21 protein-coding genes are annotated in these 22,672 nt (G+C 64.8%); 14 read left to right on the top strand and 7 right to left on the bottom strand.

Going from position 1 to position 22,672, the window contains the following annotated elements; genetic code table 11:
* Positions 1-18: 18 nt before the first annotated feature.
* From C8C92_RS14635 to C8C92_RS14665, 7 genes are all read left to right on the top strand, one after another.
* Positions 19-2,103: a glycosyltransferase gene (locus C8C92_RS14635; RefSeq protein WP_243420214.1), complete on the top strand. Its 2,085-nt coding sequence runs from the start codon at positions 19-21 to the stop codon at positions 2,101-2,103.
* A gap of 15 nt (positions 2,104-2,118) precedes the next feature.
* On the top strand, positions 2,119-3,600 hold the full coding sequence (locus C8C92_RS14640; RefSeq protein WP_116744362.1) for a lipopolysaccharide biosynthesis protein: 1,482 nt from the start codon (positions 2,119-2,121) through the stop codon (positions 3,598-3,600).
* 2 nt (positions 3,601-3,602) lie between these two features.
* The gene (locus C8C92_RS14645) at positions 3,603-4,676 is read left to right on the top strand and encodes a glycosyltransferase family 4 protein (protein WP_243420215.1); all 1,074 of its coding nucleotides are present in this window, start codon (positions 3,603-3,605) and stop codon (positions 4,674-4,676) included.
* Complete coding sequence (locus C8C92_RS14650) at positions 4,666-6,237, top strand: MBOAT family O-acyltransferase (protein WP_116744364.1); 1,572 nt, start codon at positions 4,666-4,668, stop codon at positions 6,235-6,237. Before C8C92_RS14645 ends, C8C92_RS14650 begins: the two co-directional genes overlap by 11 nt.
* A gap of 2 nt (positions 6,238-6,239) precedes the next feature.
* Positions 6,240-7,430, top strand: a complete 1,191-nt coding sequence (locus C8C92_RS14655; protein WP_116744365.1) for a hypothetical protein — start codon at positions 6,240-6,242, stop codon at positions 7,428-7,430.
* A 46-nt stretch (positions 7,431-7,476) separates the two neighbouring features.
* Positions 7,477-8,670, top strand: a complete 1,194-nt coding sequence (locus C8C92_RS14660; protein WP_099764595.1) for a hypothetical protein — start codon at positions 7,477-7,479, stop codon at positions 8,668-8,670.
* 95 nt (positions 8,671-8,765) lie between these two features.
* Complete coding sequence (locus tag C8C92_RS14665) at positions 8,766-9,770, top strand: 2-hydroxyacid dehydrogenase (protein ID WP_116744366.1); 1,005 nt, start codon at positions 8,766-8,768, stop codon at positions 9,768-9,770.
* On the opposite strand, the gene C8C92_RS14670 is transcribed toward C8C92_RS14665, so the two are convergent.
* Positions 9,759-10,121, bottom strand: coding sequence for a TfoX/Sxy family protein (locus C8C92_RS14670; RefSeq protein WP_116745968.1), 363 nt, complete (start codon positions 10,119-10,121; stop codon positions 9,759-9,761). The genes C8C92_RS14665 and C8C92_RS14670 overlap by 12 nt on opposite strands.
* A gap of 83 nt (positions 10,122-10,204) precedes the next feature.
* On the opposite strand from C8C92_RS14670, the gene C8C92_RS14675 reads away from it, so the two are divergent.
* The 4 genes from C8C92_RS14675 to C8C92_RS14690 are packed head-to-tail and all read left to right on the top strand — an operon-like array spanning position 10,205 to position 14,342.
* Complete coding sequence (locus C8C92_RS14675; protein ID WP_243420216.1) at positions 10,205-10,453, top strand: hypothetical protein; 249 nt, start codon at positions 10,205-10,207, stop codon at positions 10,451-10,453.
* Positions 10,450-10,911, top strand: a complete 462-nt coding sequence (locus C8C92_RS14680) for a MepB family protein (protein WP_116744367.1) — start codon at positions 10,450-10,452, stop codon at positions 10,909-10,911. Before C8C92_RS14675 ends, C8C92_RS14680 begins: the two co-directional genes overlap by 4 nt.
* 17 nt (positions 10,912-10,928) lie before the next feature.
* On the top strand, positions 10,929-11,729 hold the full coding sequence (locus C8C92_RS14685; protein ID WP_133250758.1) for a L,D-transpeptidase: 801 nt from the start codon (positions 10,929-10,931) through the stop codon (positions 11,727-11,729).
* 57 nt (positions 11,730-11,786) lie between these two features.
* The gene (locus C8C92_RS14690; protein ID WP_165829449.1) at positions 11,787-14,342 is read left to right on the top strand and encodes a cation-translocating P-type ATPase; all 2,556 of its coding nucleotides are present in this window, start codon (positions 11,787-11,789) and stop codon (positions 14,340-14,342) included.
* Positions 14,343-14,358: 16 nt separating this feature from the next.
* Here C8C92_RS14690 and C8C92_RS14695 read toward each other — a convergent pair whose 3' ends face one another.
* The 6 genes from C8C92_RS14695 to C8C92_RS14720 form a co-directional block, all read right to left on the bottom strand.
* Positions 14,359-15,315, bottom strand: coding sequence for an FAD:protein FMN transferase (locus tag C8C92_RS14695; RefSeq protein WP_243420217.1), 957 nt, complete (start codon positions 15,313-15,315; stop codon positions 14,359-14,361).
* Positions 15,299-17,518, bottom strand: a complete 2,220-nt coding sequence (locus C8C92_RS14700; RefSeq protein ID WP_116744369.1) for a PepSY domain-containing protein — start codon at positions 17,516-17,518, stop codon at positions 15,299-15,301. Before C8C92_RS14700 ends, C8C92_RS14695 begins: the two co-directional genes overlap by 17 nt.
* 10 nt (positions 17,519-17,528) lie before the next feature.
* On the bottom strand, positions 17,529-17,999 hold the full coding sequence (locus C8C92_RS14705; protein WP_116744370.1) for a DUF2271 domain-containing protein: 471 nt from the start codon (positions 17,997-17,999) through the stop codon (positions 17,529-17,531).
* The gene (locus C8C92_RS14710; RefSeq protein WP_243420218.1) at positions 17,996-18,337 is read right to left on the bottom strand and encodes a PepSY domain-containing protein; all 342 of its coding nucleotides are present in this window, start codon (positions 18,335-18,337) and stop codon (positions 17,996-17,998) included. The genes C8C92_RS14705 and C8C92_RS14710 overlap by 4 nt, the downstream gene beginning before the upstream one ends.
* 215 nt (positions 18,338-18,552) lie before the next feature.
* Positions 18,553-19,350 carry a sulfite exporter TauE/SafE family protein gene (locus C8C92_RS14715; protein ID WP_116744372.1) on the bottom strand — a complete coding sequence of 266 codons (798 nt, stop codon included), beginning with the start codon at positions 19,348-19,350 and terminating at the stop codon, positions 18,553-18,555.
* 79 nt (positions 19,351-19,429) lie between these two features.
* Positions 19,430-20,311 (bottom strand): MBL fold metallo-hydrolase, encoded by an 882-nt coding sequence (locus C8C92_RS14720; protein WP_116744373.1) that lies wholly within the window; start codon positions 20,309-20,311, stop codon positions 19,430-19,432.
* A gap of 229 nt (positions 20,312-20,540) precedes the next feature.
* Between C8C92_RS14720 and C8C92_RS14725 the strand changes: the two genes are divergently transcribed.
* The 3 genes from C8C92_RS14725 to C8C92_RS14735 all read left to right on the top strand — a co-directional run bounded on the left by C8C92_RS14725 (position 20,541) and on the right by C8C92_RS14735 (position 22,666).
* Positions 20,541-21,866, top strand: coding sequence for a sigma 54-interacting transcriptional regulator (locus tag C8C92_RS14725; protein ID WP_116744374.1), 1,326 nt, complete (start codon positions 20,541-20,543; stop codon positions 21,864-21,866).
* A 229-nt stretch (positions 21,867-22,095) separates the two neighbouring features.
* On the top strand, positions 22,096-22,287 hold the full coding sequence (locus tag C8C92_RS14730; RefSeq protein WP_071077404.1) for a DUF2892 domain-containing protein: 192 nt from the start codon (positions 22,096-22,098) through the stop codon (positions 22,285-22,287).
* Positions 22,288-22,315: 28 nt separating this feature from the next.
* Positions 22,316-22,666 carry a carboxymuconolactone decarboxylase family protein gene (locus tag C8C92_RS14735; RefSeq protein ID WP_207781087.1) on the top strand — a complete coding sequence of 117 codons (351 nt, stop codon included), beginning with the start codon at positions 22,316-22,318 and terminating at the stop codon, positions 22,664-22,666.
* The last annotated feature ends 6 nt before the right edge of the window (positions 22,667-22,672 follow it).

The raw sequence follows: 22,672 nt of genomic DNA on the forward strand, positions 1-22,672 counted from the left end.
GACCAAGGAGGCATGTCCTTGTTGACCGTTCTCATGGCGACCTACAATGGCGCCGGCACTTTGCCCCAGGTATTGCGCGCCTACATGGCGCTGCGTTCGCCCGTGGGCGGCTGGCGCCTGGTTATCGCCGACAATGGCAGCACGGATGCCACGGCCCGGGTGATCGCCGCCTTTCGCGGCCGCTTGCCTTTGAGCTATCTCTACGTGACGCGGCGCGGCCGCAGTCCCGCCCTGAATGGGGCCGTCGAACACGCCTTGCGCTCAAACGGCGATGGCAGCGAGTTGTTCGTCTTTGGCGACGACGATGCCATGCCTGCATCCGACTGGCTGTGCCGCTTGCAGGACTGCGCGCGCGATCACCCCGGCTACGCCCTGTTCGGCGGCGCCATCGTGCCCGCCTGGCGCGAACAGCCGGCCGACTGGCTGCTGCGCCTGACGCCTGTCGGCTTGACGTGGGGCATTACCAGCCCCGATTTGCGCGACGCGCCCATCTATCCGGGCCTGGTGTGGGGCGCCAACATGGCGATACGCCGCCGCATCTTCGAGGCGGGCGCCCGCTATGACGAAAGCATCGGCCCGCAGGGGAGCAATTACGCCATGGGCAGCGAAACCCGGCTCAACCTGGAGATGCATGCGGCCGGCAATCCTTCCTGGTTCCGTCCGCAGGCCAGGGTGGCGCACATCATCCGCCCACAGCAAGTGCAGCGCGCCTGGATACTGCGCCGCGCCATGCTGTTTGGCCGGGGTCAATGCCGGCTGGCGACCTTCGCGCCCAGCGTGGAATGGCTGGGCGTGCCGCGCTGGATGCTGGGCCGATACGTGCGCGAGTCGCTCGGCGCCGTGCGGGCCTGGCTGCGGCGCGACCATGCCGAGCTGTTCCTGCGCCAGTGGGAACGCGCCTGGCTGCGCGGCTTCTTCCATGAAGCGTGGCGCGGACGTAGAAAACGCCTGCCGCGCATCGTCATCAGCAGTTATTCGGGCGAGCTGGGCGGCATGGAGCTGCGCATGGCGCAAGAGGCGCAGATGCTGGGCGCGAGCGGCTATGACAGCGTGCTGGCGCTGCGGCGCTTTCCCGGTTTTGCTGCCTGGGCGCAAGACTTGCGCGCAAGGCAGATGCAAGTGCGCGTGTACGAGCCGCCCTTGTTTCTCGAACACTGGGCGTGGCGCCGCTGGAATTGGCTGCGCGCCAGGGTCACGGGCGCCTGGCGGCTGCGGCGGCTGCGGCCGGACCTCGTCCACGTGGCGTTTTGCTGGACGGCATATGGCGCTTCCATCCTGTGGCTGGCGCGGCAATGCCGCTTGCCGGCCGTGATTAGCGTGCACAACGCGTTTCCCCTGGAAACCTTCAGCGACTGGCAGCGGCCCCGGCTGGAAGAGGCGTTTCGCAGCGTCAAAGGCGTGTATGCCGTGTCGGACTCGGCCATGCGGCATTTCCTCGACCTGTACCGCGACATGCTGGCGCCGCAGACCCGGCTGGCCGTGATTCCCAACGGCGTCGATACGGACACTTTTACTGTTTCGCCCGAACGGAGAATACAGGCGCGCAAGCAACTCGGGCTGCCGCCGGATGCCCTGGTGCTCGGCTGCGTGGCGCGATTGTCCGCGCAAAAGCGCCCGCAAGCGCTGCTGGCCCTGTTTGCCAGGCTGGTGCCGCAGTTCCCCAACTTATATCTGGTGCTGGTGGGCACGGGGCCGCTGGAAGCCATGCTGCGGCTGCAGGCGCAGCAATCGGGTTTGCAGGACAGAATCGTGTTTGCCGGCTTCCGGCAGCGCGTCGAGCTGTTGATGCCGGCCTTCGACCTGCATGTGCTGCTGAGTAAAAACGAGGGCTTCGGCATCGCCACGATTGAGGCCATGGCCTGCGGCGTGCCGGCCGTGGGGACGGATGTGCCGGGCACCCGCGACATCCTGCACGATAGTGAAGGCGGCTTGCTGCTGCCGCTCGATGACGAGCACGCCGCCTGCGCGGCCGTCGCACAACTGCTGATGGACACTCCCCGGCGCGCCCGCATGGGACGGCTGGCGCGCGAAGAAACCGTGCAGCGCTATTCGATGCCGCGCCTGGAACGCCAGTTGCGGCAGTTCTATGCGGGCCTGGTGTAGGTGCGGGCGGCCCGCATGAGCGCCACCCGCCATTCGTTTCTGTTTTCATTTGCCGAGAAATACACGGTGCTGCTGCTGGGCATCATCGCCACCATGGTGCTGTCGCGCCTGTTGACGCCGGCCGAAGTGGGCGTGTATTCGCTGGGCGCCGTGCTGGTGGCGCTGGCGCAAGTGGTGCGCGATTTTGGCGTGGGGCAATACCTGATCCAGGAAAAGCAGCTCGATGCCGTGAAACTGCGCGCTGCACTGGCCACCAGCCTGCTTGTCGCCTGGCTGCTGGCGGGCCTGGTGCTGCTGGCCAGTGCGCCGCTCGCGCATTTCTATGGAGAACCCCGGCTCACCCTCGTGCTGCGGCTGCTGTCCATCAATTTCCTGCTGATCCCGTTCAGCGCCTTGACACTGCCCATGCTGCGCCGGCAACTGCGCTTTCGCGCCATCTACGCCATCAACGGGGCCAATAGCGTGGTCAACCTGCTGGTGGCCGTGCTGCTGGCGCTGCAGGGCTACAGTTACATGAGCATGGTATGGGCGGCTCTGGCCGGTTCCTGCGCCTCGCTGGCAGTCAGCCTGCTGGTGCGACCGCGCGAACTGCCGTGGCTGCCGGGACGGCGCGGCATGGGCGATATCGCCCGTTTTGGCGCCTATGCGACGGGCGGCGGTCTGGTCGACGAGGCGGGCGTGGCGGCGCCGGACCTGATCATCGGCAAGCTGATTGGCATTGAAAGCCTGGCCCTGTTCGGCAAGGCGCAAAGCGTACTGAATATTTTTAATCAGGCCATCACCAGCGCCATTTCTCCCGTGGTGTTTCCCCTGTTCGCGGCGCGCGCGCGGGAAGGTGGAGGACAGGGGGGGCAGGGCGGGGCGGAACTCGTGTATCTGCGCACCATCAGCTACATGACGGCGCTGGCCTGGCCGTTTTTTCTCTTCCTCGCCTGCATGGCTTTGCCCCTGGTCAAGGTGTTGTATGGCCCGCAATGGCTAGGATGTGTGCCCTTGATCCGCATCATGTGCCTGTCCTCGGCCGTGTATAGCATGTTCAGCATGGCCCGCTACCTGTTCGTGGCGACGGGCAAGCTGCATGCGCAGGTGCGGCTCGATGCTTGGGCGGGCGCAAGCAAAGTGGCGCTGCTGCTGGCCGCGGCGCCATTCGGCCTGGTGGCCGTGGCCTGGGCCGTGGTGCTCAGCAATGTGCTGCGCAGCTGGCTGGTGTATGGCTGTCTGCGGCGCTTGAGCGCACTCGACTGGCGCACCCTGGCGCGGGCCGTGCGCAAAAGCCTGCTGCTGTGCGGCGTCAGCGGCGTGGTGCCCCTCGCTGCGCTGCTGTGGCTGCCTGTTGATACGCCGGCGCTGCTGGCGCTGACGGGCACGGCGCTGGTCACCTTGCTGTGCTGGCTGGCCGGTCTGTTCCTGTTGAAACATGAACTGGCCGGCGAATTCTTGTTGTTACAACGCAAGCTGGCTGGCCGCTGGCTGGCAGTCAAATGCACGAAAGGATGACCATGCGTGTCGGTATCTTGTCCTACCCGATGCTGTTCCAGCGCGACGGCGGCTTGCAGATCCAGGTACGCGAAACCATTGCCGCGCTGAACCGGCTACCCCAGCAAGCTGCGCGGCCCCTGGAAGTGCAGCTGGTCGACGCCAACCACCAGCGGCTGGCCGATTTCGACGTGCTGCACGTGTTTTCGGCCAGCAATGGCACTTACCGCATCATGGAAATGGCCAGCGAGCAAGGCGTGCCCGTGGTGCTGTCGCCGCTGCTGTCGCCGGGCTGGGGCCGCGCCAGCGCCTGGCGCGCGCGGCTGGCCGACCGGCTGGCAGGGCGCCTGACGGAGTGGATGGTGCAAACGAGCTATGCGCAAACGCGGCGCGCCCTGCAGCTGGCCGACGTGGTGATCGCCCTGGGCGAGGCTGAGCGCGATGCCATCGTGCAAGGTTTCGGCATGGGGGCCGACGCCATCCGCGTCTTGCCGAACGGAATCAATCCGCATTTCTTCACGGCCAATGGCGACTTGTTCCTGCGTGAAACGGGCATCGCCGGGCCGTTCGTGCTGATGACGGGCAGCATTTCACCATATAAAAACCAGCTGGGGCTGGCGCAGGCACTGGCAGGGGCCGGCTTGCCCCTGGTGCTGATCGGCGCCGCGCCGCGCGAACAGCAGGCGTATCTGCAGCAGTTGCTGGACTTGCCGCACGTCAGCTGGCTCGGCGCGCTCGAGCACACCGACCCGCTGCTGGCCAGCGCCTACCATGCGGCGGCCGTGGCAGCCCTGCCCAGCCAGGGCGAAGTGTTTCCCTTGAGCGTGCTGGAAGCGCTGGCGGCCGGCACGCCCGTCGTCATGACGGCGCAAAGCGCGCTGGACTTGCCCGATTCCGCGTTCGCGCTGCGCAAGGTGGCCTGGGACGATGGCCCCGCGCAGCGCCAGGCCATCCTCGACTTGCTGGCGTTGCCGCCCGAGCGCGCCCGCGTGCAAGCGCTGGTGGAACGTTTTACGTGGGAGCGGGTGGCGGCGCAGATTGCCGAGTGTTATTACCTGCTGCAGTCCTTGCCTGCCAGGAGGCAGCATGCTGTTTAATTCCTTCGCCTTCCTGTTCGGCTATCTGCCCATCGTGCTGGCCGGCTATTTTCTGCTGGACCGATTGACGTCCTCGGCCAGCTGGCGCCTGGCGCCAGCCGTGTGGCTGGCGCTCGCCTCGCTGTTCTTCTATGCCTGGTGGGACGTGCGCTACCTGCCGCTGCTGCTGGCGTCGATCTGCGTCAATTACGGCGCCGGCCGCCTGATCGGTGCGCGCGCGGGCGCGGCCCGCAAGCGCGCGCTGGTGGCGGCCCTGGCCTTGAACCTGGGGCTGCTTGCCTACTATAAATATGCGAATTTCTTCATCGACAGCGTCAACGCAGTCGCCGTGGCCGCCGGTGCTGGCGCTGCCAGCCTGCCGTGGTCCAGCCTCGACATCATCCTGCCGATCGGCATCTCGTTCTTTACCTTCACGCAGATCGCCTTCCTCGTCGATTGCTACCGGGGCGAGGTGCGCGAATACCGCTTCATTCATTACGTGCTGTTCGTCAGTTACTTTCCGCACCTGATCGCCGGCCCGGTGCTGCATCACCGCGACATGATGCCGCAGTTCGCCGACCCGGCCAACGCCCACCCGCGCGCCGCCAATTTCGCCATCGGCCTGTCGATCTTTACCATCGGGCTGGCCAAAAAAGTGCTGATCGCCGACAACCTGTCGCCGCTGGCCATGCCCGTCTTCGCGGCCGGGGCTACACCCACCCTGATCGAGGGCTGGATCGGCGTGCTGGCCTACACCTTCCAGCTGTATTTCGACTTTTCCGGCTATTCGGACATGGCCATCGGCCTGTCGCGCCTGTTCGGCGTGAAATTGCCGCTGAACTTCAATTCGCCGTACAAGGCGGCCAATATCGCCGATTTCTGGCGCCGCTGGCACATGACCTTGTCGCGTTTCCTGCGCGACTATCTATATATTCCCCTGGGCGGCAGCCGCCAAGGCGAGGCCATGCGCTACCGCAACCTGATGCTGACCATGCTGCTGGGCGGCTTGTGGCATGGCGCCGGCTGGACCTTTGTCATCTGGGGCGGCTTGCACGGCCTGTATCTGGTGCTGCAGCAGGCCTGGCAGCGGCTCTTCGGCGCGGCGCCGGGGTACTACTGGCTGCGCTGGTGGCCCGCTTGGTGGCCCACCTTGCTGACTTTTCTTGCCGTGATGCTGGCCTGGATCTTCTTCCGCGCGCCCGACGTGGCCACGGCCTGGGACATCACCGGCGCGCTGATAGGGGCGAATGGCGTGAGCCTGCCGCGCGGCCTGGCTAGCCATGCGGCCGGTCTGGCGCACTGGGGCTTGCATCCGGCCTTCGACGGCATCCGCTGGATCGAACTGGCGGGGCCGGGCTTGCCCGTGCTGCTGGGCGCCATGTTGCTGGCGTTCAAGGCGCCCAACACGCAAGAAATATTCTTTCTCTACGAGCCTGCCATTGAAAGAATATTTCAACCTTCAGGGCGCTGGGCCTTCAGCTGGCGCCCCACGCGCCGCTGGAGCGTGGGTTTTGCCGCGCTGTTCGTCGCCTGCATCTTCGGCATGAACCGGGTCACCGAATTTCTCTACTTCCAGTTCTGAGCATGGACACATCCGGCCGCCGCTATCTTGTCTGCTTCCTCGCCTGCGTCGGCCTGGTGCTCGGCGCCGTCTCGCTGTTGAACTATCAGGTCGATCCCTACCTGCTGCACCAGTGGGACAGTCCCTTGCTGCAGCGTCCGCGCCAGCTGAACGAAAAGCTCGGCGCCTGGGCCAAGACCTATGCCGTGGCGCGCTACCGGCCGGCCATCATCTACATCGGCAATTCGCGCACGGAAATGGGCTTGCCGACGAGGGTGCGTGCCTTGTTCGACGGCAAGAGGATCTTCAACAGCGCCGTGTCCGGGGCCTCGATCGGCGACGCCATCCGCCTGGCCGAGCATGCGGCCAGGGTCAGCCGCGTCGAGACCATGGTGTGGGGCATCGATGCGCCCACTTTTTCCCTGGACATGGGCGCGGCGCGCGTGGAAGACAGCCTGACGGGCGCCCGCCACGGCTTTTTCGTCCAGCGCGCCCTGGTCAACCTGAAGCGCGGCCTGACCCTGGACATGACGCAGGACAGCGTGCGCATCCTGACAGGCCATGCGGGCGATACCTGCCGCTCCAACCTGGCCGTGTATGGGCAGCGCGACGAGACTTGCACCCTCAAGGGCATCGAGCACTGGCTCGGTACCAAGGATGCCATTCCCGTGCGGCTGCAGGAATTCGGCGACGGCCTGGGGCCGACACCGCCCTCGATACCAGCGTTTGATGCCAGCATAGCCAAGCTGTGCCGGAGCGGCACGCGCCTGCGCCTGTACATCAACCCCACGCATGCGCTGACCTTGTACGCGCTGCACTGGCGCGGCAAGTGGGATGCCATGCAGGCCTGGCAACGCGGCCTGGTGCAGCTCGTCGAGCGCCACCGCGGGCAGGGCTGCGATGTGCGGCTGCATGATTTTTCCGGCTTTAACAGCATCACGACGGAAGCGACCCCGCTCGTCAGCGGCAAGCCCGACATGCATTATTACTGGGAAGTGTCGCATTACCGGGACAATGTGGGCCGCTTGATCCTGGCGCGCCTGTTTGGTGGCGGCACGCCGGCGCCGGCCGATTTCGGCGTGGAGCTGACGCAGGCCAACATCGACGACCACCAGGCGGCCACGCGCGCCGCGCGCGAGCGCTATCGCGTGGAACATGCGCGCGAGGTGGCCTATGCGCAGCGGGTGCTGGACGGACCGCTGATCCGGCGTTGATGCAAAGCCCCACAAATACGCCATTTTTCACCTTCCAATGCTGACCATGGACACCACCGCCCGCCGCTACCTCGCCATCTTTCTTGCCTGCGTGCTGGCCGCGCTGGCCCTCGTTTCGGCCGTGAATTATCACGTCGATCCGTACTTGCTGCACCAGTGGGACAGTCCGCTGCTGCAGCGATTGCGCCCGACGACGGAAAAACTCAGCGTGTGGGGCAAGACGTATGCCGTGGCGCGCTATCGGCCCGCCATCGTGTATATCGGCAACTCGCGCACGGAAATGGGCTTGCCGGCGAACAGTGCGCGCACTTTGTTCGAAGGCAAGAGCGTCTTCAATAGCGCCGTCTCGGGCGCCTCCATCGGCGAAGCCATGCGCCTGGCCGAGCACGCGGCCAGGGTCAGCCATGTCGACACCATGGTGTGGGGCATCGACGCCCCCTCGTTCTCGCTGGAACTGGGCTCGGCCGGCGTGGAACCGGGCTTGACGGCCGGCGGCCCCGCGTTCTTCGCGCGGCGCGCCTTGCTCAATCTCAAGCGCGGCCTGACTGTCGACATGACGCGCGACACCTGGCGCATCCTCAACGGCAACTATGACGGCGTCTGCCTGTCCAGCCTGGCGCTGCACGGCCAGCGCGACGAGTCCTGCCTCACCAGCCGCAACCGTACTTGGACTGGCACGGCGCGCGCCTTCACGCCGCGCCTGCAGGAATTCGGCGATGGCCTGGGGCCGACCGAACCTGCGCTGCGCGCCTTCGACGCGAGCGTCGGCAAACTGTGCCGGGGCGGCACGCGCTTGCGCCTGTACATCAACCCCACGCATGCGCTCACCCTCGACGCCCTGTACTGGCGCGGCAAGTGGGATGCCATGGAAGCATGGCAGCGCGACCTGACGCGGATGGCCGGGCGTTACCGGCGCCAGGGCTGCGACGTGCGCCTGGTGGATTTTTCGGGCTTTAACAGCATCACCAGCGAAGCTATCCCGCAAGTGACGGGCGCGCGCGAGATGCGCTATTACTGGGAAGCATCGCACTACCGCGACAATGTGGGCCGCTTCATCCTGGCGCGCCTGTTCGGCGGCCCCGAGCAGCCGCCGGCCGACTTCGGCGTCGAGCTGACGGAAAACGGCATCGCGGCTCACCAGGCGGCCACGCGCGCCGCGCGCGAGCGCTACCACCTGCAGCACGCCGAAGAAACGGCGTATCTGCGCCACGTGCTGACCTTGCCGCGCGAAGCCAAATAGGCGATCAACGGTGCCAGGCGTACAGGCGTACAGGGTGGGGCAGGGCGCTTGCGCTATGATGCTGTTTTGCCATTCAGCAAGTTCCAGGACTCACCATGAAAATCGCCTTCTTTGCCAGCCAGCCCTACGACCGCCGTTTCTTCGATGAAGCCTTGCCATCCCAACCCGAGCCGGACAGCATCGAACTGGTCTACCACAGCGCCTTGCTGAGCCAGGAAACCGCGATCCTGGCGCAAGGCGCCGAGGCTGTCTGCGTGTTCGTCAACGACGTGCTCGACGCGCCCGTGCTGGAAGCCCTGCACGGCTATGGCGTGCGCGCCATCCTGCTGCGCTGCGCCGGCTACAACAACCTCGACCTGGAAGCGGCCAGGCGCCTGGGCTTTTTTGTCGCCCGCGTGCCTGCCTACTCGCCGGAAGCCGTGGCCGAATACACGCTGGCCCTGGTGCAGACGCTGAACCGCCACACGCACCGCGCGTATGCCCGCGTGCGCGAAGGCAATTTTTCGCTCGATGGCTTGCTGGGCTCTACCTTGCACGGCAAGACGGTGGGCATCGTCGGCACGGGCAAGATCGGCCTGGCCACGGCGCGCATCTTCAAGGGTTTTGGCTGCACGGTGCTGGGCCACGACCCGTATCCTGCGCCCGCGTTCGGAGAGCTGGGCACGATGGTGGAGCTGCCGCAGCTGCTGGCCGAGTCCGACATCGTCTCCCTGCATTGCCCCCTGATGGAGAGCACGCGCCACATGATCAGCGAAGCGACCTTGCCGCTGATGAAGAAGGGCGCCATGCTGGTCAACACCTCGCGCGGCGGCCTGATCGACACGGGCGCCGTCATCGAAGCGCTCAAATCGCGCCAGCTGGGTTCCCTGGCCATCGACGTGTACGAGCAGGAAAGCAATCTGTTCTTCCAGGACCGCTCGTCCGACATCATCGACGACGACATCTTCCAGCGCCTGATGACCTTCCCGAACGTGCTCGTGACGGGCCATCAGGGCTTCTTCACCATAGAAGCGCTGCGCGAAATCGCCGCCATCACCTATCACAACCTGCAATGCTTCCTGCAGGGCAAGGCGTGTGAAAACAGCGTATTAGCTGGCTGACGCCGGTTTTCTGGGCTTGGGCGGCGGCTTCGGTTTCGGCAGAGGCAAGGCATCCGCCGTGCGCCGCGCCAGCTGGGACAACCAGTCGCGCTCGTCCCACAGGCCGCCATCGATGAGGAAATACGGCTTGGCTTGCGGATAGGGCGGCGCCTCCAGCGGCGTGCTCATCGTACTGATCCAGGCGCGGCCCGCGTCCGTCGGCTTGATGAACAGCTGGTCGTCGGCGACGATGGCGAACATCTTGCCGTCGCAATACAGGCCATATTCGCCAAACATTTTTTTCGCGTTGATGCTGCCAGCGCCCGCCAGCTGATCGAGCAAAAAATCCACCGTGCCTTGCTGTGATGCCATGTTGTCCTCCGTTTGAAACAGCAGTGTAGCGCACTGGTCAGGATAGGCCGGCAAGGCTACACTACAACCATTGATTTTTTCGCATGACGTATTTTTCTATGACTCCCGAGCATATTATTCACCGCGGCATCAGCATCGCCACCCTGGCCGCCGGCCAGTCCGTCGAAACCCACTGCGCGCCGGGCCAGACCGCCATCCGCGAGCAGGGCGATGGCTGGTGGCTGTATTTTGTCGACGAAGACGGCAAGGTCGACGGCTATGACAGCCCGTTCGCCAGCCACGCCGAGGCGCTGTGGGCGGCCAAGGCCGCGGCCGAGTTCAGCGCGCAATGAAGGCCGGTCCATGGGCCTTCCTGGGCTTGCCGCAAGCGCCCGTGCCGGAAGAGGAAAGCGCGGACTACGGCGCCTGCCGTGCCGAACTGCACGGCAAGCGGCTGGTCTTGCGCGTGGCCAAAACCACGCCGACGAAAACCGGCCAGTTCGTCACCGTCTGGAAGCGTCCCCATCCCGATGCCGAGATCGCCCCGCTCGATGAAGCGGACCCCGTCGATATCGTCATTGTCGCCGTGACCGACGACGGCGCGCGGCACGGCTTTTTCATTTTTCCGCGCAGCGTGCTGCTCGAACGCGGCGTGATGTCGCGCGCGGGCAGCGGCGGCAAGCGCGCGCTGCGCGTGTATCCGCCGTGGTGCCTGCCAGAATCTGCCCAGGCCCTGCGCACGCAGCGCTGGCAGGTGGAGTGGTTTGTGGCGGCGGGGGACCAGCAAGGGCTGGATAGATTGTTTTATTAAGGAAACAAATGATTTGTATGAAAATTGATAAGTCTGTGTTGATGTTGTGTCTGGGCGTAGCGCTCTGGCCGCTGGCGGTGGTCGCGGCGCCGCCCGATCCGGGCGCCGACGCGTGGCGCGCGCAATTTGCGCGCGAAGTCGATCATCGGCTGGAGGTGCCAACGGCCGACCAGGCGCGCTATGTGGCGCTGTTGAAACAAGCGTTGGCCGATGCCAATGTCACCGATACGTCAGCACAGACTGTGCTGCTGGTGGACCGCAGCCCGCAAGTACAGGCCGCCTTTGTGATCTTGCATACAGAGCAAGATGCATGGTCGTTCATCGGCGCCACGGCCGTCTCGACGGGCAAGGTGGGAAGCTATAATCATTTCTTGACGCCGTTGGGGGTGTTTCCACATACCTTGGAAAATCCCGACTTTCGTTCCGAAGGCACGCTCAACGACAATCACATTCGTGGTTATGGGCGGCGCGGCATGCGCGTCTTCGATTTCGGTTGGCAACAGGCACAGCGCGGCTGGGGCACGGGCGCCGTCAGCCAGATGCGCTTGCAAATGCACGCCACCGATCCGGATGTGCTGGAAGCTCGCTTGGGCAATGTTGCTTCCGAGGGCTGCATCCGCATTCCAGCCACATTGAATGTGTTTCTCGACTCACACGGTTTGCTCGATGCAGTCTATGAACAAGCCGTCAAGGACGGCCGCCATTTGTGGGTGCTCAAAGCGGATCGCGATATCATTGCATGGCCGGGGCAGTATATGGTCATCGTCGATTCGCTGACGCAAGTGCGGCCTGCATGGTCGCCCGCGCCCAAACCCTGATGCCGCAATCACGACCAGGACCTGCTTAACCACTACACGCTGCCTCTCAGGAAAAGGATGAATGCCATGTCGGAGCCGCAGGGTAGTGAAGGGCTGACAGCCGCGCAGGCCGCGCAGCGCTTGCTGGAAAACGGGCCGAATGCCTTGCCCGCCTCGCGTCCCTTGAGTGCCGGGCGCCTGCTGCTCGATGTCGTTTCCGAACCGATGTTCTTGCTGCTGGTCGCCTGCGGCGTCATCTACATGCTGCTGGGCGACCGCAATGAAGCGCTGATGCTGCTGGGCTTTGTCTGCATCGTCATGGGCATCACTTTTTTTCAGCGCAGGCGCACGGAACGCTCGCTGAACGCCCTAAGCGACCTGTCCTGTCCGCGCGCCCTGGTGATACGCGACGGGAAACAGCAGCGCATCGCTGGCAGGGACCTGGTGCTGGGCGACCTGGTGCTGCTGGCCGAGGGCGACCGCGTGCCCGCCGATATGGAACTGCTCAACGCATCGAATTTGGCGGCCGACGAGTCCATGCTCACGGGTGAGTCCGTGCCGGTCATCAAGCATGGCGCCTCCGATGCCGGCGGCAGTCCGGACAGTCTCGTGTATTCCGGCACCCTGATCACGCAAGGCACGGCCAGCGGTCTGGTGGTCGCCACCGGCCCGCACAGCGCGCTTGGCCGCATCGGCGCCTCGCTGGCCACCATGGGGAGCGAGCTGACGCCGATTCAATCGGAAACGCGGCGCGTCGTCAGGCATGTCGCCATCGGCGGCTTGTGTCTCGCCGCCGGCCTGGCATTGGCGTATTGGTGGCTGCGCGGCGACGCCTTGCAAGGCCTGCTGGCAGGTCTCACGCTGGCCATGGCGATCCTGCCTGAAGAATTGCCGGTGATACTGACGCTTTTCCTGGGTTTGGGCGCCTGGCGCCTGGGGCGCGAAAGCATCCTGGCGCGCAGCATACCGGCAATCGAATTGCTCGGTGCGACGACGGTGCTGTGCGTCGACAAGACGGGTACGCTGACGGCCAACCGCATGGACGTGGCCCGGCTCTGCTCGGAAACTTGCACCCATGATTGTCAGGGCAATCCCGCCGCTGCCTTGCAGGAAGAGCTGCACGGCTTGCTCGAATATGCCGTCCTGGCAAGCCATCGTAGGGCGTTTGATCCGATGGAGTCGGCCATCGGCCAGACCGGCGCCCGCTTGCTGGCCAATACGGAGCACCTGCATGCCGACTGGCAGCTGATCGACGATTATCCGCTGTCGCGGCAAATGCTGGCCATGTCGCGGGTGTGGCAATCGCCGGACCAGTCCGAGTTCCTGGTGGCGGCGAAGGGTGCGCCCGAGGCCATCATCGATCTGTGCCATCTGGCGCCCGAGCGTGCCGCCGCCATCGCGGCCCAGGTGCAGGCCATGGCGAACGATGGTTTGCGCGTGATCGGCGTCGCCCGCGCCACGTTTGCCGCGCCGCCCCTGCCTGACAACCAGCATGTCTTTGATTTCGAATTCCTGGGCCTGCTTGGCTTGCACGACCCGGTACGCCCGGAAGTGCCCGATGCGGTGGCGCAATGTCACGCGGCGGGCATCCGCGTGGTGATGATCACGGGCGACCATCCCGCCACGGCACTGGCGATCGCGCGGCAGGCCGGTATCGCCGGCGTGGCCAGCGGTGTGATGTCCGGCATGGACCTGGCCGCGCTGGACGACACGGCACTGCAGGCGCGCCTGGCCGATACTGACGTCTTTTGCCGTATCGCGCCGGAACAGAAGTTGCGCCTGGTACAAGCTTTTCGCAGCCGTGGCGATATCGTCGCCATGACCGGCGACGGCGTCAACGACGCGCCTGCATTGAAGGCGGCCAACATCGGCGTGGCCATGGGTGCCCGTGGCACCGACGTCGCGCGCGAGGCGGCAGCGCTGGTATTGCTCAAGGATGATTTTTCTTCGCTATTGCTGGCGGTGCAACATGGCCGACGCCTGTTTGCCAATCTGCGCAAGGCCATCGTCTTCATCGTCGCCGTGCATGTACCCATCGTTGGCCTGTCCATCCTGCCCGTGCTGCTGGGCTGGCCCATGCTCCTGATGCCCGTGCACATACTGTTTTTGCAAATGGTGATCGACCCCGCCTGCTCGATCGTGTTCGAGGCCGAGCCGATCGAAGCCGATGCCATGACGAGCAAACCCAGGAGGCCGGACATGCATCTGTTCGACCGTGAAATACTGCTGCGTGGCTTGCTGCAGGGGGCAGGGCTGTTGGCCATGCTGGTCGGCTTCCACGTGCTGGTGCGCTGGGCCGGCCATTCCGACGAAGTGGCGCGCACGACGACCTTCCTCAGTCTCGTGCTGTCGAACCTGGGACTGATCTATGTCAACCGCCAATGGACCCAGCCGTCATGGAGGAGGGGGATCAAGTCGAACCGGGCGTTCGCCTGGATCAGCCTGGTGGCCTCGCTGTTGCTGTTGCTGGTGCTGGGCGTGGCGCCCATCCGCGAATTGTTTGCTTTCGCGCTGCCGGACATGGCGCTGCTGATGCAGTGCGCATTCGTCGCCGTGCTCGGCATCATCTGGTTCGAGTGCGTCAAGTGGGGGCTATCGGCATGGCGATGGCCGCGCCGCGCGGCCGCGCAGTGATGCACGGCCATGCAGATCAGACCATCTTGCCGTCGATGAGCAGAATTTCTTCGAGCAAGGCGCCGTGACGCAGGACGAACAGCACGTCCATGCCGCGTTTCCTGGCCAGCGCGACACCGTCCACCTCGCCCAGGACCATGAACGCCGTGGCCCAGGCGTCGGCCAGCATGCAACTGGGGGCCAGCACGCTCACGGCGGCGAGGCGGTTCGCTACCGGTTGCTGCAAGGCCGGATGCATGGTGTGCGCATGGCGCGTGCCGTCGATCTCGACCCAGCGGCGATAGTCGCCCGAGGTGGCGATGGCCACGTCGTGCAGTTCCATCACGCCACCGATTTCACGCATGCCATGTGTCGGCTTTTCTATCGCCACGCTCCAGGCCTGGCCATCGGGTCTGGTCGAGCGCGCGCGCATTTCGCCGTCGATGCCGACCAGGTAGCTGGCGATGGACCAGCCATCGAGGCAATGCGCCAGCTGGTCGACGCCAAACCCCTTGGCGATGCCCGACAGGTCGAGCGTCAGCGGCGCGCGCTTGCGCACCTGCGCAGCTGCCAGATCCACGTCCAATGCCGCGGCTGCGGGGCAGTACGTTTTGCCATGCCGGGCCGCGATCTGCGGCGATGGCGCGCATTGCGACGGCCCGAATCCCCAGTCCTCCACCAGCTGGCCAACCGCCATGTCGAAGGCGCCGCCCGATTCGCGGCTGACCAGCAGCCCCGCAGCGAGCACCTGCGCCAGCTCCCGCGGTACAGGAAGCCAGGTGTTTTCCGGCGCCGCGTTCAGGCGGCACAGGTCCGAGGCGGCATTCCAGGTCGACATCTGCCGGTCGACCCTGTCGACGGCGGCAAACAGGCTGGCGCCGATGGCGGCCAGGTCAGGTTGTCCGGCCGCATAGAATACGGCCGTATAGCGGCTGCCCATGGTTTCGCCATTCAGGCTGTAGCGCCGCAGCGCGGGTTCAGAAGACGTCTTCACGATACCTTCCTTTTTCCCTCAGCGCCGCTACATCGAGCTTGAGTGGTGCGAGTATCTGGTCCATGGCCTGCCTCACGCTGGCGGCCATGGCGCGGCTGCCGCAGACGAGCACCTGGCCATCGTCGGCGATCAGGCGGCGCATATTGTCGGCATCCTCCATCAGCCGGGTCTGCACGTGGACGCCATTCGTGACTCTTGAGAAGGCTGTGTGCAGCTGCGTCAGCCGGCGGTCGGCCAGATAGTTGCGCAGTTCGGGCTCATACAGAAAATCGGAGTCGGGATGGCGCCCGCCCCAGTACAGGTACATCGGATGCTGGCCCGTATTGTTGCGGATGAAACCGGCCAGTGGCCCGATCCCGGTGCCGGCACCGATCAGGATGACGGGTGCCTTGCCCAGGGCCGGACGAAATTGCGGATTGGGCTGGATAAAGGCTTCGATGCGGTCCCCCGGCAGCAAGTGGTACAGGTAGCTTGAACACACGCCCCCGGGCTGCTTGCGCACGCAAATTTCCAGCACGCCGTCAGCCGATCCGCTCGCCAGCGAATAGAAGCGCGGCATGGAACTGCCGGGCGCCATGACGCCTGCGAGGTCGCCGGCCTCGAAGCGGGGCAGCCGATGGCGCGCAAGCCGGCTTTTCAGCCAACCGGCGGGAGCCGGCGGCGGGGCGGCTATAAAGCGCAGCACCACGGTGGGATCGTGCTCCTCCTCGCCGTAGGCGATGCGCTCGCGCAACTGCAGCGCATGCGTGTGCGGATGTGCCGGGGCATAGTCGAGTACGAGCTCATGGCCCAGCAGCGCGCCGACCTGGCTCCCCCAGCGCGCGAATTCCTGCGGCGACTGGCGGTCGATCAGGGCCAGTTCCAGCGACCGGCGCCATCCGCGCGCCGCCATCGCCGCGTCGACCTCGTGCGCGAACTGGCAGAACGTGGGAAACTGGCGGTCGCCGAAACCGAGTACAGCGTAACTTGCCGCCTGGTTGGGGGCAACACCGGCCAAATTGGCCAGAAAGTGCGTGGCGCAGGCGGGGGCATCGCCATCGCCATACGTCGCCGTCAGGATGAACAACTGGCGCGCGGCGTTGTGGCGCGACGAGAACTGGTTCATCGGCGCCGTGTGCACGCGTTGTCCGGCCTGTCGCAAGGCATCGTGCAGCGCGCGGGCAAAGCCCCAGGTACTGTTGTTTTCGCTCCCCACCAGGATCACGCTGTCGGCCGAACCCGGAGCCGAGTTGTTGGCGATGCGCGGTTTGGCCCGCTGCCGCTGCCACCATACGGCGATGCCCGTCACCGCCAGCCAGGGCGCGCCGAGCGCACTCAGGCCCAGTGCCAGGCCCAGCCACCACAGGCCTTCGCCCGTATGCAACTGGTAGATCAGTTCAAAGGCTTCCCGGACATTGCTGTGCGCGCGGAAGGCCAGCAGCGCGCCGCTGGACTGGTCGACATAGGCGTCGCCTTGCCGCGTGCGCAAGGTATAGACGGCGCTGCTGTCACCGGCAAGCGGAAAGGACAGTTCGCGCAGATCGGCCAGACTGGTGGCCAGCAAGGCTGGCAGGCGGGCAGCGGGCAGCGGGGTGCCGCCGGACGTGGTGGCGGGGATATCGGGTTCGTCCTGGCTGCCATCGGAAATGAAGCTGAAGGTCGCCGCCGACATGTAGCTGCCGGTCACTGCGGACAACAGCAGGCCGGCGACAGCAAAACGGGCCACCGCGGCGTGCCAGCGCTGGCTGCGGTTGCCATGCAGTGGACGTGCCAGCTGGCGCCAGCCGCCCACCCGCTTGAGCAGCAGAAAAATCCCGGAGATTGAGACCAGCAGCATCAGCAGGGCGGTGACGCCGACAGCGGCGCTGCCTGGCGTGTCGAGGAATAATGACCTGTGCAACTCCTTGAACCAGCGCGCGTATGCCGGCGGTGCATAGGGCGCGATCGCCATGCCGCTGGACGGGTCGACCCGGTCGACGCCCGAGACGTCGCCGGCGCTGTAGTAGACGATGATGGTTCCCGAGGCCGTGCGCTGGATCTGCTCGGCGCCCGGATAGTGGCGCGCCACCCGGCCCGCGAGTTCGGCAACGCTGACGCCCGCCGGCACGTTGGTCGCCAGCCGCTCGAGCGCGGGGTTGATCGACAGCACGGCGCCCGTCAAACCGATGAGCATGACCAGCAGTGCGCTGATCAGGCCAGCGAGCGAATGTATCTGTCGTAACATGCGGCGGTGGCTACATGTCGTAAATGAAGGACTTGACGTAGCCGCGTCCACCGACGGGTTTGCCTGCGCCCTGTTTGCTCAGTGGCGTGCGCACGTCGGCCGGATTGTCGCGCCCGTCCTCTGCCGCGCTGTCAACACGGATCTCGTAACCTGCATCAATCAGGGTATCGGCCAGTTCGACCGTCACCTTGAGGGTCTTGCCGCTGCCGACGCTCGCTCCGCTGATCCCGTCAAATTCGCGCGCGTTCAGGCCGCTGCCGCGTGCCCAGTCGCTCAGGTGCTTGTAATACTTGGTCTTCTTTCCGGCTACCCACAACGTTTTCTTGTACTTGCCGGCGGCATCCGTGACATATACCGCCAGGTACGCGCCGTTGCCGGCGTAGTTCTTCAGTTGCGCGGTGAGTGTGACCGGGCGTGCCTGGACGAGACCGGGCAACGCCAATACACCTGCAAGGCAGGCGCAGGCTGTGATGTTTTTCATTGCTTTTCCCCTTGGGATGTCGTACCTGCAGGCCGCCTGACGGGAGCCTGCGGTACAGGGCCGAGGTAGTCGGCGGCGTCGCCGTTGTTGCCGAAATCCACCGCCATGCTGCGCATGCGCAGCGACGCCGGGGAGTATTTGGCCTTGACTTTGTTGCCGTTGCGATCAATGGCTCTGAGCTCGTAGCAGCCATCATCGATCTTGATGCGCTGGACAGTCCAGCCGCGCTGTTCGGCTTCCCGCTGCAATTGCTCGCGAGGTTTCCAGTCGGCAATCGGATCCGTGCAGTGGACATCCGCATGGACCGCATTGCTGAAAACCAGGGCAGACAGCGCCATGCATGTACGCGCTAGGAACATCGCTTGCTCTCCTTGATAACCACCTGAGCATGGCAGTTCATGCTGACATCATACTTACCCGAACGGCATCGCGCGATGACAAATCCCGGTATTTGCGGGTCCACCATCGTGAGATCAATTATTTGCAGAAACATGCGGCAGAATGCGCCGCTGCGCTTGTTTCCGGGCCATACCAGGTATTCTGATGGGCGCCATCAGATAGCCTTGATAAACAGCGCCAGCGCGGCCAGGGCGGAAACCATCGCAAACGCTTTCTGCAGATGCTGCGCCGGCAGCCTGGAGGCAACCAGACGGCCACCGGCCATGCCGGCCAGGGAACCGATAGCGAAAGGCAGCGCAATGCTCCATTGCAAGTGACCGGTGGCGGTACTGGCGATGACGCCTGACAGCGATACCAGCGCAATGACGGCAAGCGAGGTCGCGACGATCGATTGCGTGGTCAAATCCGTGTAACGTTGCAATGCGGGAACCATCACGAAGCCACCGCCGACACCCAGCAAACCGGACAGGATTCCCGCGACCACGCCCGCCAGGGCCAGCGCCCTGGCGCAAGGGGCCGTCCAACGCAATTTTCCACGCGTGGCGTCGAGCTGGCAGGGAGGCGCGCGTTCGCCGGACGCCGCAGTATCGGCAGCGCCGGAAGTGGCGCGCTGGTAGACGCGCAGCGCCACGTAAAGCAACACGAGGGAAAACAGGATCGCCAGCGGCCGATTCGGACTGCGCTGCGCCAGCCACAAGCCAAGAGGGGAGCAGATGATGCCCGCGCCGGCGATAAGCATCGCCGCCTTGTAGCGCACCGTCCCGGTTTTCAGACCCATCACCGCACCGAGGGCAGCCGCAAGGCCGACCGCCAGCAAGCCGATCGGACCCGCCTGCGCCATGCTCAGGCCCGCGCCAAAGACCAGCAAGGGCACGGCAAGGATGCCTCCGCCCGCACCGGTGAGTGCCAGGATGATGCCGACTGTAAAGCCGAGCAGCAGGATGATGGTCATGCCCGGCCCCTGAAACACCGGCCGGGCGCCAGTGGATGAATGTGCATGTTTGTCTGCGTCCAGTGTGTGCTGTGTGTTGTCAGACCGCGTTGAGCGGTATTTTCAGATAGCGTATGCCGTTCGCCTCTGGCTCGGGAAAGTGCCCGGCGCGCATATTGACTTGCACCGATGGCAGAATCAGGGTCGGCATTTCCAGCGACGCATCGCGCCTGGTGCGCATGGCAACAAACTCTTCTTCGCTGATGCCGTTGCGCACATGGATATTGCTGGTGCGCTCCTCGCCGACGGTGCTGACATAGCGCACTTCGCGGCCGCCCGGCTGGTAGTCGTGGCACATGTAGAGCAAGGTATCTTCCGGCAAGCTCAGTACTTTGTTGATGGAGTGGAACAGGGTGCGTGCATCGCCGCCGGGAAAGTCGCAGCGTGCCGTGCCATAGTCGGGCATGAACAGCGTGTCGCCGACAAAGGCGGCGCCGCGGGTAGCGTCGCTGACGACGTAGCTCATGCAGGCGGGGGTGTGGCCGGGCGTGTGCAGGGCGCGGCATTGCAGCGCGCCGATGGAAAACAGCTCGCCATCGGCAAACAGATGGTCAAACTGGCTGCCGTCGCGCGCCATGTCGTCGCCGGCGTTGAACAGCTTGCCGAATACCTGCTGCACCGTAGCGATATGCTGGCCGATGCCGATCTTGCCGCCCAGTTTTTCCTGCAGGTAGGGAGCGGCGGTCAAATGATCCGCATGCACATGGGTTTCCAGTAGCCATTCGACCCTGGCGTCCAGGGCCGCGACGCGCGCCAGCAGGCGGTCGGCCGAGGCGGTGCTGGTGTGGCCCGACTTCGGATCATAGTCGAGCACGCTGTCGATCAAGGCGCAGCGGCGCGTGGCCGGATCGAGCACCAGATAGCTGACGGTGCTGGTGGCGGGGTCGAAGAAACCTTCTATTTGCGGTGATGTGTTGGTCATGATGCGTCTATCTCCTGGGTGTGCAAGCCTGGCGTGCATGAGGTCTAACTGGTAATGCAAGACCTGTGCCAGTACGAGCTTGGGCTACATACCTCTCCCCAATGCCTGATTCCAGGCGTTTTCATGCCAGAGGTAAACATGCGCTACCCCTGTTTGGCGCTGCCACTGGCAGTGCCACTTGACGCATTGGCAGTCCTGCGACAGTATGGCTGCACAACAAGGAGCCAGCATGCCAACGCCACCGGTCACCCGCATCGAGCCATCCCCCAGCGCGCCCATGGTGCAATCGCTGATCTCGTTTCTCGAACACGAGGTCCAGCCGATGATCGTGCTCGATCCCGATTACACGATTCTGGCCGCGAATGTCGCCTACCAGCGGCAATTCGGCAGCATCGGCGAGCCCGTGACCGGCCACAAGTGCTACCGCATCTCGCATCATTACGATGCCCCTTGCGACCAGGCCGGTGAGCATTGCCCCATGAAGAAGGCGCAGGAACTGCGCGGACCCGACCGCGTGCTGCACATCCACCATACGCCGCGGGGCCCTGAGCACGTCGCCGTCGAACTGCGTCCCATTTTCGATGCCGGCGGCACCATTACCGCGTATGTCGAGCGGCTGGAAGTGGTGCGCAGCGCTTCGGCCAAGCCCAGCGAGGAGGGACTGGTGGGCCGCTCCGCCCCATTTACCCGGGTGCTGGAGGCATTGCAGCGGGTCGCGCCGTCGATGCTGCCAGTGCTGCTGCTGGGCGAGTCAGGTACGGGCAAGGAACTGTTTGCGCGTGCCGTACACGAAAACAGCGCACGGGCCACAGGACCGTTCGTCGTGGTCGATTGCTCCGGACTGACCGAAACGCTGTTTGAAAGCGAATTGTTCGGACACGAAAAGGGCGCTTTCACGGGCGCGACCTCGCGCAAGCCGGGGCTGGTCGATACGGCACAAGGCGGCACCTTGTTTCTCGACGAAATAGGCGACGTGCCCCTTTCCATGCAAGTCAAGCTGCTGCGCCTGATCGAGTCGGGCACTTACCGGCGCGTGGGCAGCGTCGAGACCCAGCACGCCAATTTCCGCCTGGTCGCCGCGACCCACAAATCGCTGGAGCAGATGATGGCGCGCGGCGAGTTCCGACAGGACTTGTATTACCGCATCAGTGCCTTTCCCATCGCCTTGCCGCCGCTGCGCGCGCGGCCCGACGACATCGCGTTGCTGGTGCAGTCATTCCTGCGCCGCGCGGGCGCGGGCAAGCGCACGCTGACGATAGATGCCGAAGCCTTGGCGCAGCTGCAGCAACGCCCATGGCCGGGCAATATCCGCGAACTGCGCAACGTGCTGGACAGGGCCAGCCTGTTCGCCGATGATGGCGTGATCCGCGTCGAGCAACTGCTGGCGGCGCCGGTGGAGCAGGGGGCCGCGCCAGCCACGCCGGTGCGCGGCGACAGCATCCCGCTGGCCGAGCTGCATGCCACCTTCGGCGGCACGCGCAAGGAACTCGCGGCGCACCTGGGCCTCAGCGAGCGCACCTTGTACCGCCGCCTGAAAGCGCTGGGCATCGCCTAGGCCTTGCAGCACTGCCATGCTGCCAGTGTGGCAGTGCCACCCGTCGGCTGGCAGCGCGCGGCTGCCTGCCACATCGCCCTAAGTCCCTGTTTTCTATCCTATCCTCACATGGTGTAACGTTGGCATGAAATATGCTTCGATAGCAGCATGACGCGTACCTGAAACCTGGGTGTGTGTCGCGTGTTGTCATCGCAACGCTTAAGCAGATTAACCATTGAGGAGCAAGACCATGAACGCGAACGTCGGCAATATTGATCGTGCCATTCGGATACTGCTGGGGTTGGGCCTGATCGTGGCCACCCTGGCCGGTGCCATCGGCGCCTGGGGCTGGCTGGGCGTGATTCCCCTGGCGACAGGCATTTTCCGCTTCTGTCCCGCGTATCTGCCGTTTGGCATTCGTACCTGTGCGGTGAAAAAATGAGGCAGGCAACGGAGGCGACAACATGAGCATGCAAGCTGGCAGCTACCGCGCCTTGACGCAGTCGGTGTCGCAGCAACTGGCGACCCTGCGCGCGGATATTCCCGACGTGATGAAAGGCTTTGGCGATCTGGCGCGCGCGGCAACGCGCGATGGTGCGCTGGACAAGAAAACCAAGGAGTTCATCGCGCTGGCCCTGGGCATCGCGGCCCATTGCGATGCCTGCATCGGCTTTCATGTGCAGGCCCTGGTCAAGCTGGGCGCCACCCGGGCCGAATTTGAAGAAACGCTGGGCATGGCCATCTACATGGGCGGCGGGCCGTCGGCGATGTATTGCGCCAATGCGCTGGCGGCATTCGAGGAATTCTCGGTCCCGGCCTGAGGCGCG

Origin of the sequence: Janthinobacterium sp. 78 (assembly GCF_003096775.1) — a bacterium.
GTDB classification, from domain to species: Bacteria; Pseudomonadota; Gammaproteobacteria; order Burkholderiales; family Burkholderiaceae_D; genus Janthinobacterium; species Janthinobacterium tructae.

What these genes read in the sequence shown, in the direction of transcription:
- C8C92_RS14705 (WP_116744370.1), bottom strand. Translation starts at nt 17,999, where the DNA reads ATGAAAAACATCACAGCCTGCGCCTGCCTTGCAGGTGTATTGGCGTTG.
- C8C92_RS14690 (WP_165829449.1), top strand. Translation starts at nt 11,787, where the DNA reads ATGAATGCCATGTCGGAGCCGCAGGGTAGTGAAGGGCTGACAGCCGCG.
- C8C92_RS14685 (WP_133250758.1), top strand. Translation starts at nt 10,929, where the DNA reads ATGAAAATTGATAAGTCTGTGTTGATGTTGTGTCTGGGCGTAGCGCTC.
- C8C92_RS14730 (WP_071077404.1), top strand. Translation starts at nt 22,096, where the DNA reads ATGAACGCGAACGTCGGCAATATTGATCGTGCCATTCGGATACTGCTG.
- C8C92_RS14650 (WP_116744364.1), top strand. Translation starts at nt 4,666, where the DNA reads ATGCTGTTTAATTCCTTCGCCTTCCTGTTCGGCTATCTGCCCATCGTG.
- C8C92_RS14715 (WP_116744372.1), bottom strand. Translation starts at nt 19,350, where the DNA reads ATGACCATCATCCTGCTGCTCGGCTTTACAGTCGGCATCATCCTGGCA.
- C8C92_RS14680 (WP_116744367.1), top strand. Translation starts at nt 10,450, where the DNA reads ATGAAGGCCGGTCCATGGGCCTTCCTGGGCTTGCCGCAAGCGCCCGTG.
- C8C92_RS14700 (WP_116744369.1), bottom strand. Translation starts at nt 17,518, where the DNA reads ATGTTACGACAGATACATTCGCTCGCTGGCCTGATCAGCGCACTGCTG.
- C8C92_RS14660 (WP_099764595.1), top strand. Translation starts at nt 7,477, where the DNA reads ATGGACACCACCGCCCGCCGCTACCTCGCCATCTTTCTTGCCTGCGTG.
- C8C92_RS14675 (WP_243420216.1), top strand. Translation starts at nt 10,205, where the DNA reads ATGACGTATTTTTCTATGACTCCCGAGCATATTATTCACCGCGGCATC.
- C8C92_RS14725 (WP_116744374.1), top strand. Translation starts at nt 20,541, where the DNA reads ATGCCAACGCCACCGGTCACCCGCATCGAGCCATCCCCCAGCGCGCCC.
- C8C92_RS14710 (WP_243420218.1), bottom strand. Translation starts at nt 18,337, where the DNA reads ATGGCGCTGTCTGCCCTGGTTTTCAGCAATGCGGTCCATGCGGATGTC.
- C8C92_RS14720 (WP_116744373.1), bottom strand. Translation starts at nt 20,311, where the DNA reads ATGACCAACACATCACCGCAAATAGAAGGTTTCTTCGACCCCGCCACC.
- C8C92_RS14640 (WP_116744362.1), top strand. Translation starts at nt 2,119, where the DNA reads ATGAGCGCCACCCGCCATTCGTTTCTGTTTTCATTTGCCGAGAAATAC.
- C8C92_RS14645 (WP_243420215.1), top strand. Translation starts at nt 3,603, where the DNA reads ATGCGTGTCGGTATCTTGTCCTACCCGATGCTGTTCCAGCGCGACGGC.
- C8C92_RS14665 (WP_116744366.1), top strand. Translation starts at nt 8,766, where the DNA reads ATGAAAATCGCCTTCTTTGCCAGCCAGCCCTACGACCGCCGTTTCTTC.
- C8C92_RS14670 (WP_116745968.1), bottom strand. Translation starts at nt 10,121, where the DNA reads ATGGCATCACAGCAAGGCACGGTGGATTTTTTGCTCGATCAGCTGGCG.
- C8C92_RS14655 (WP_116744365.1), top strand. Translation starts at nt 6,240, where the DNA reads ATGGACACATCCGGCCGCCGCTATCTTGTCTGCTTCCTCGCCTGCGTC.
- C8C92_RS14735 (WP_207781087.1), top strand. Translation starts at nt 22,316, where the DNA reads ATGCAAGCTGGCAGCTACCGCGCCTTGACGCAGTCGGTGTCGCAGCAA.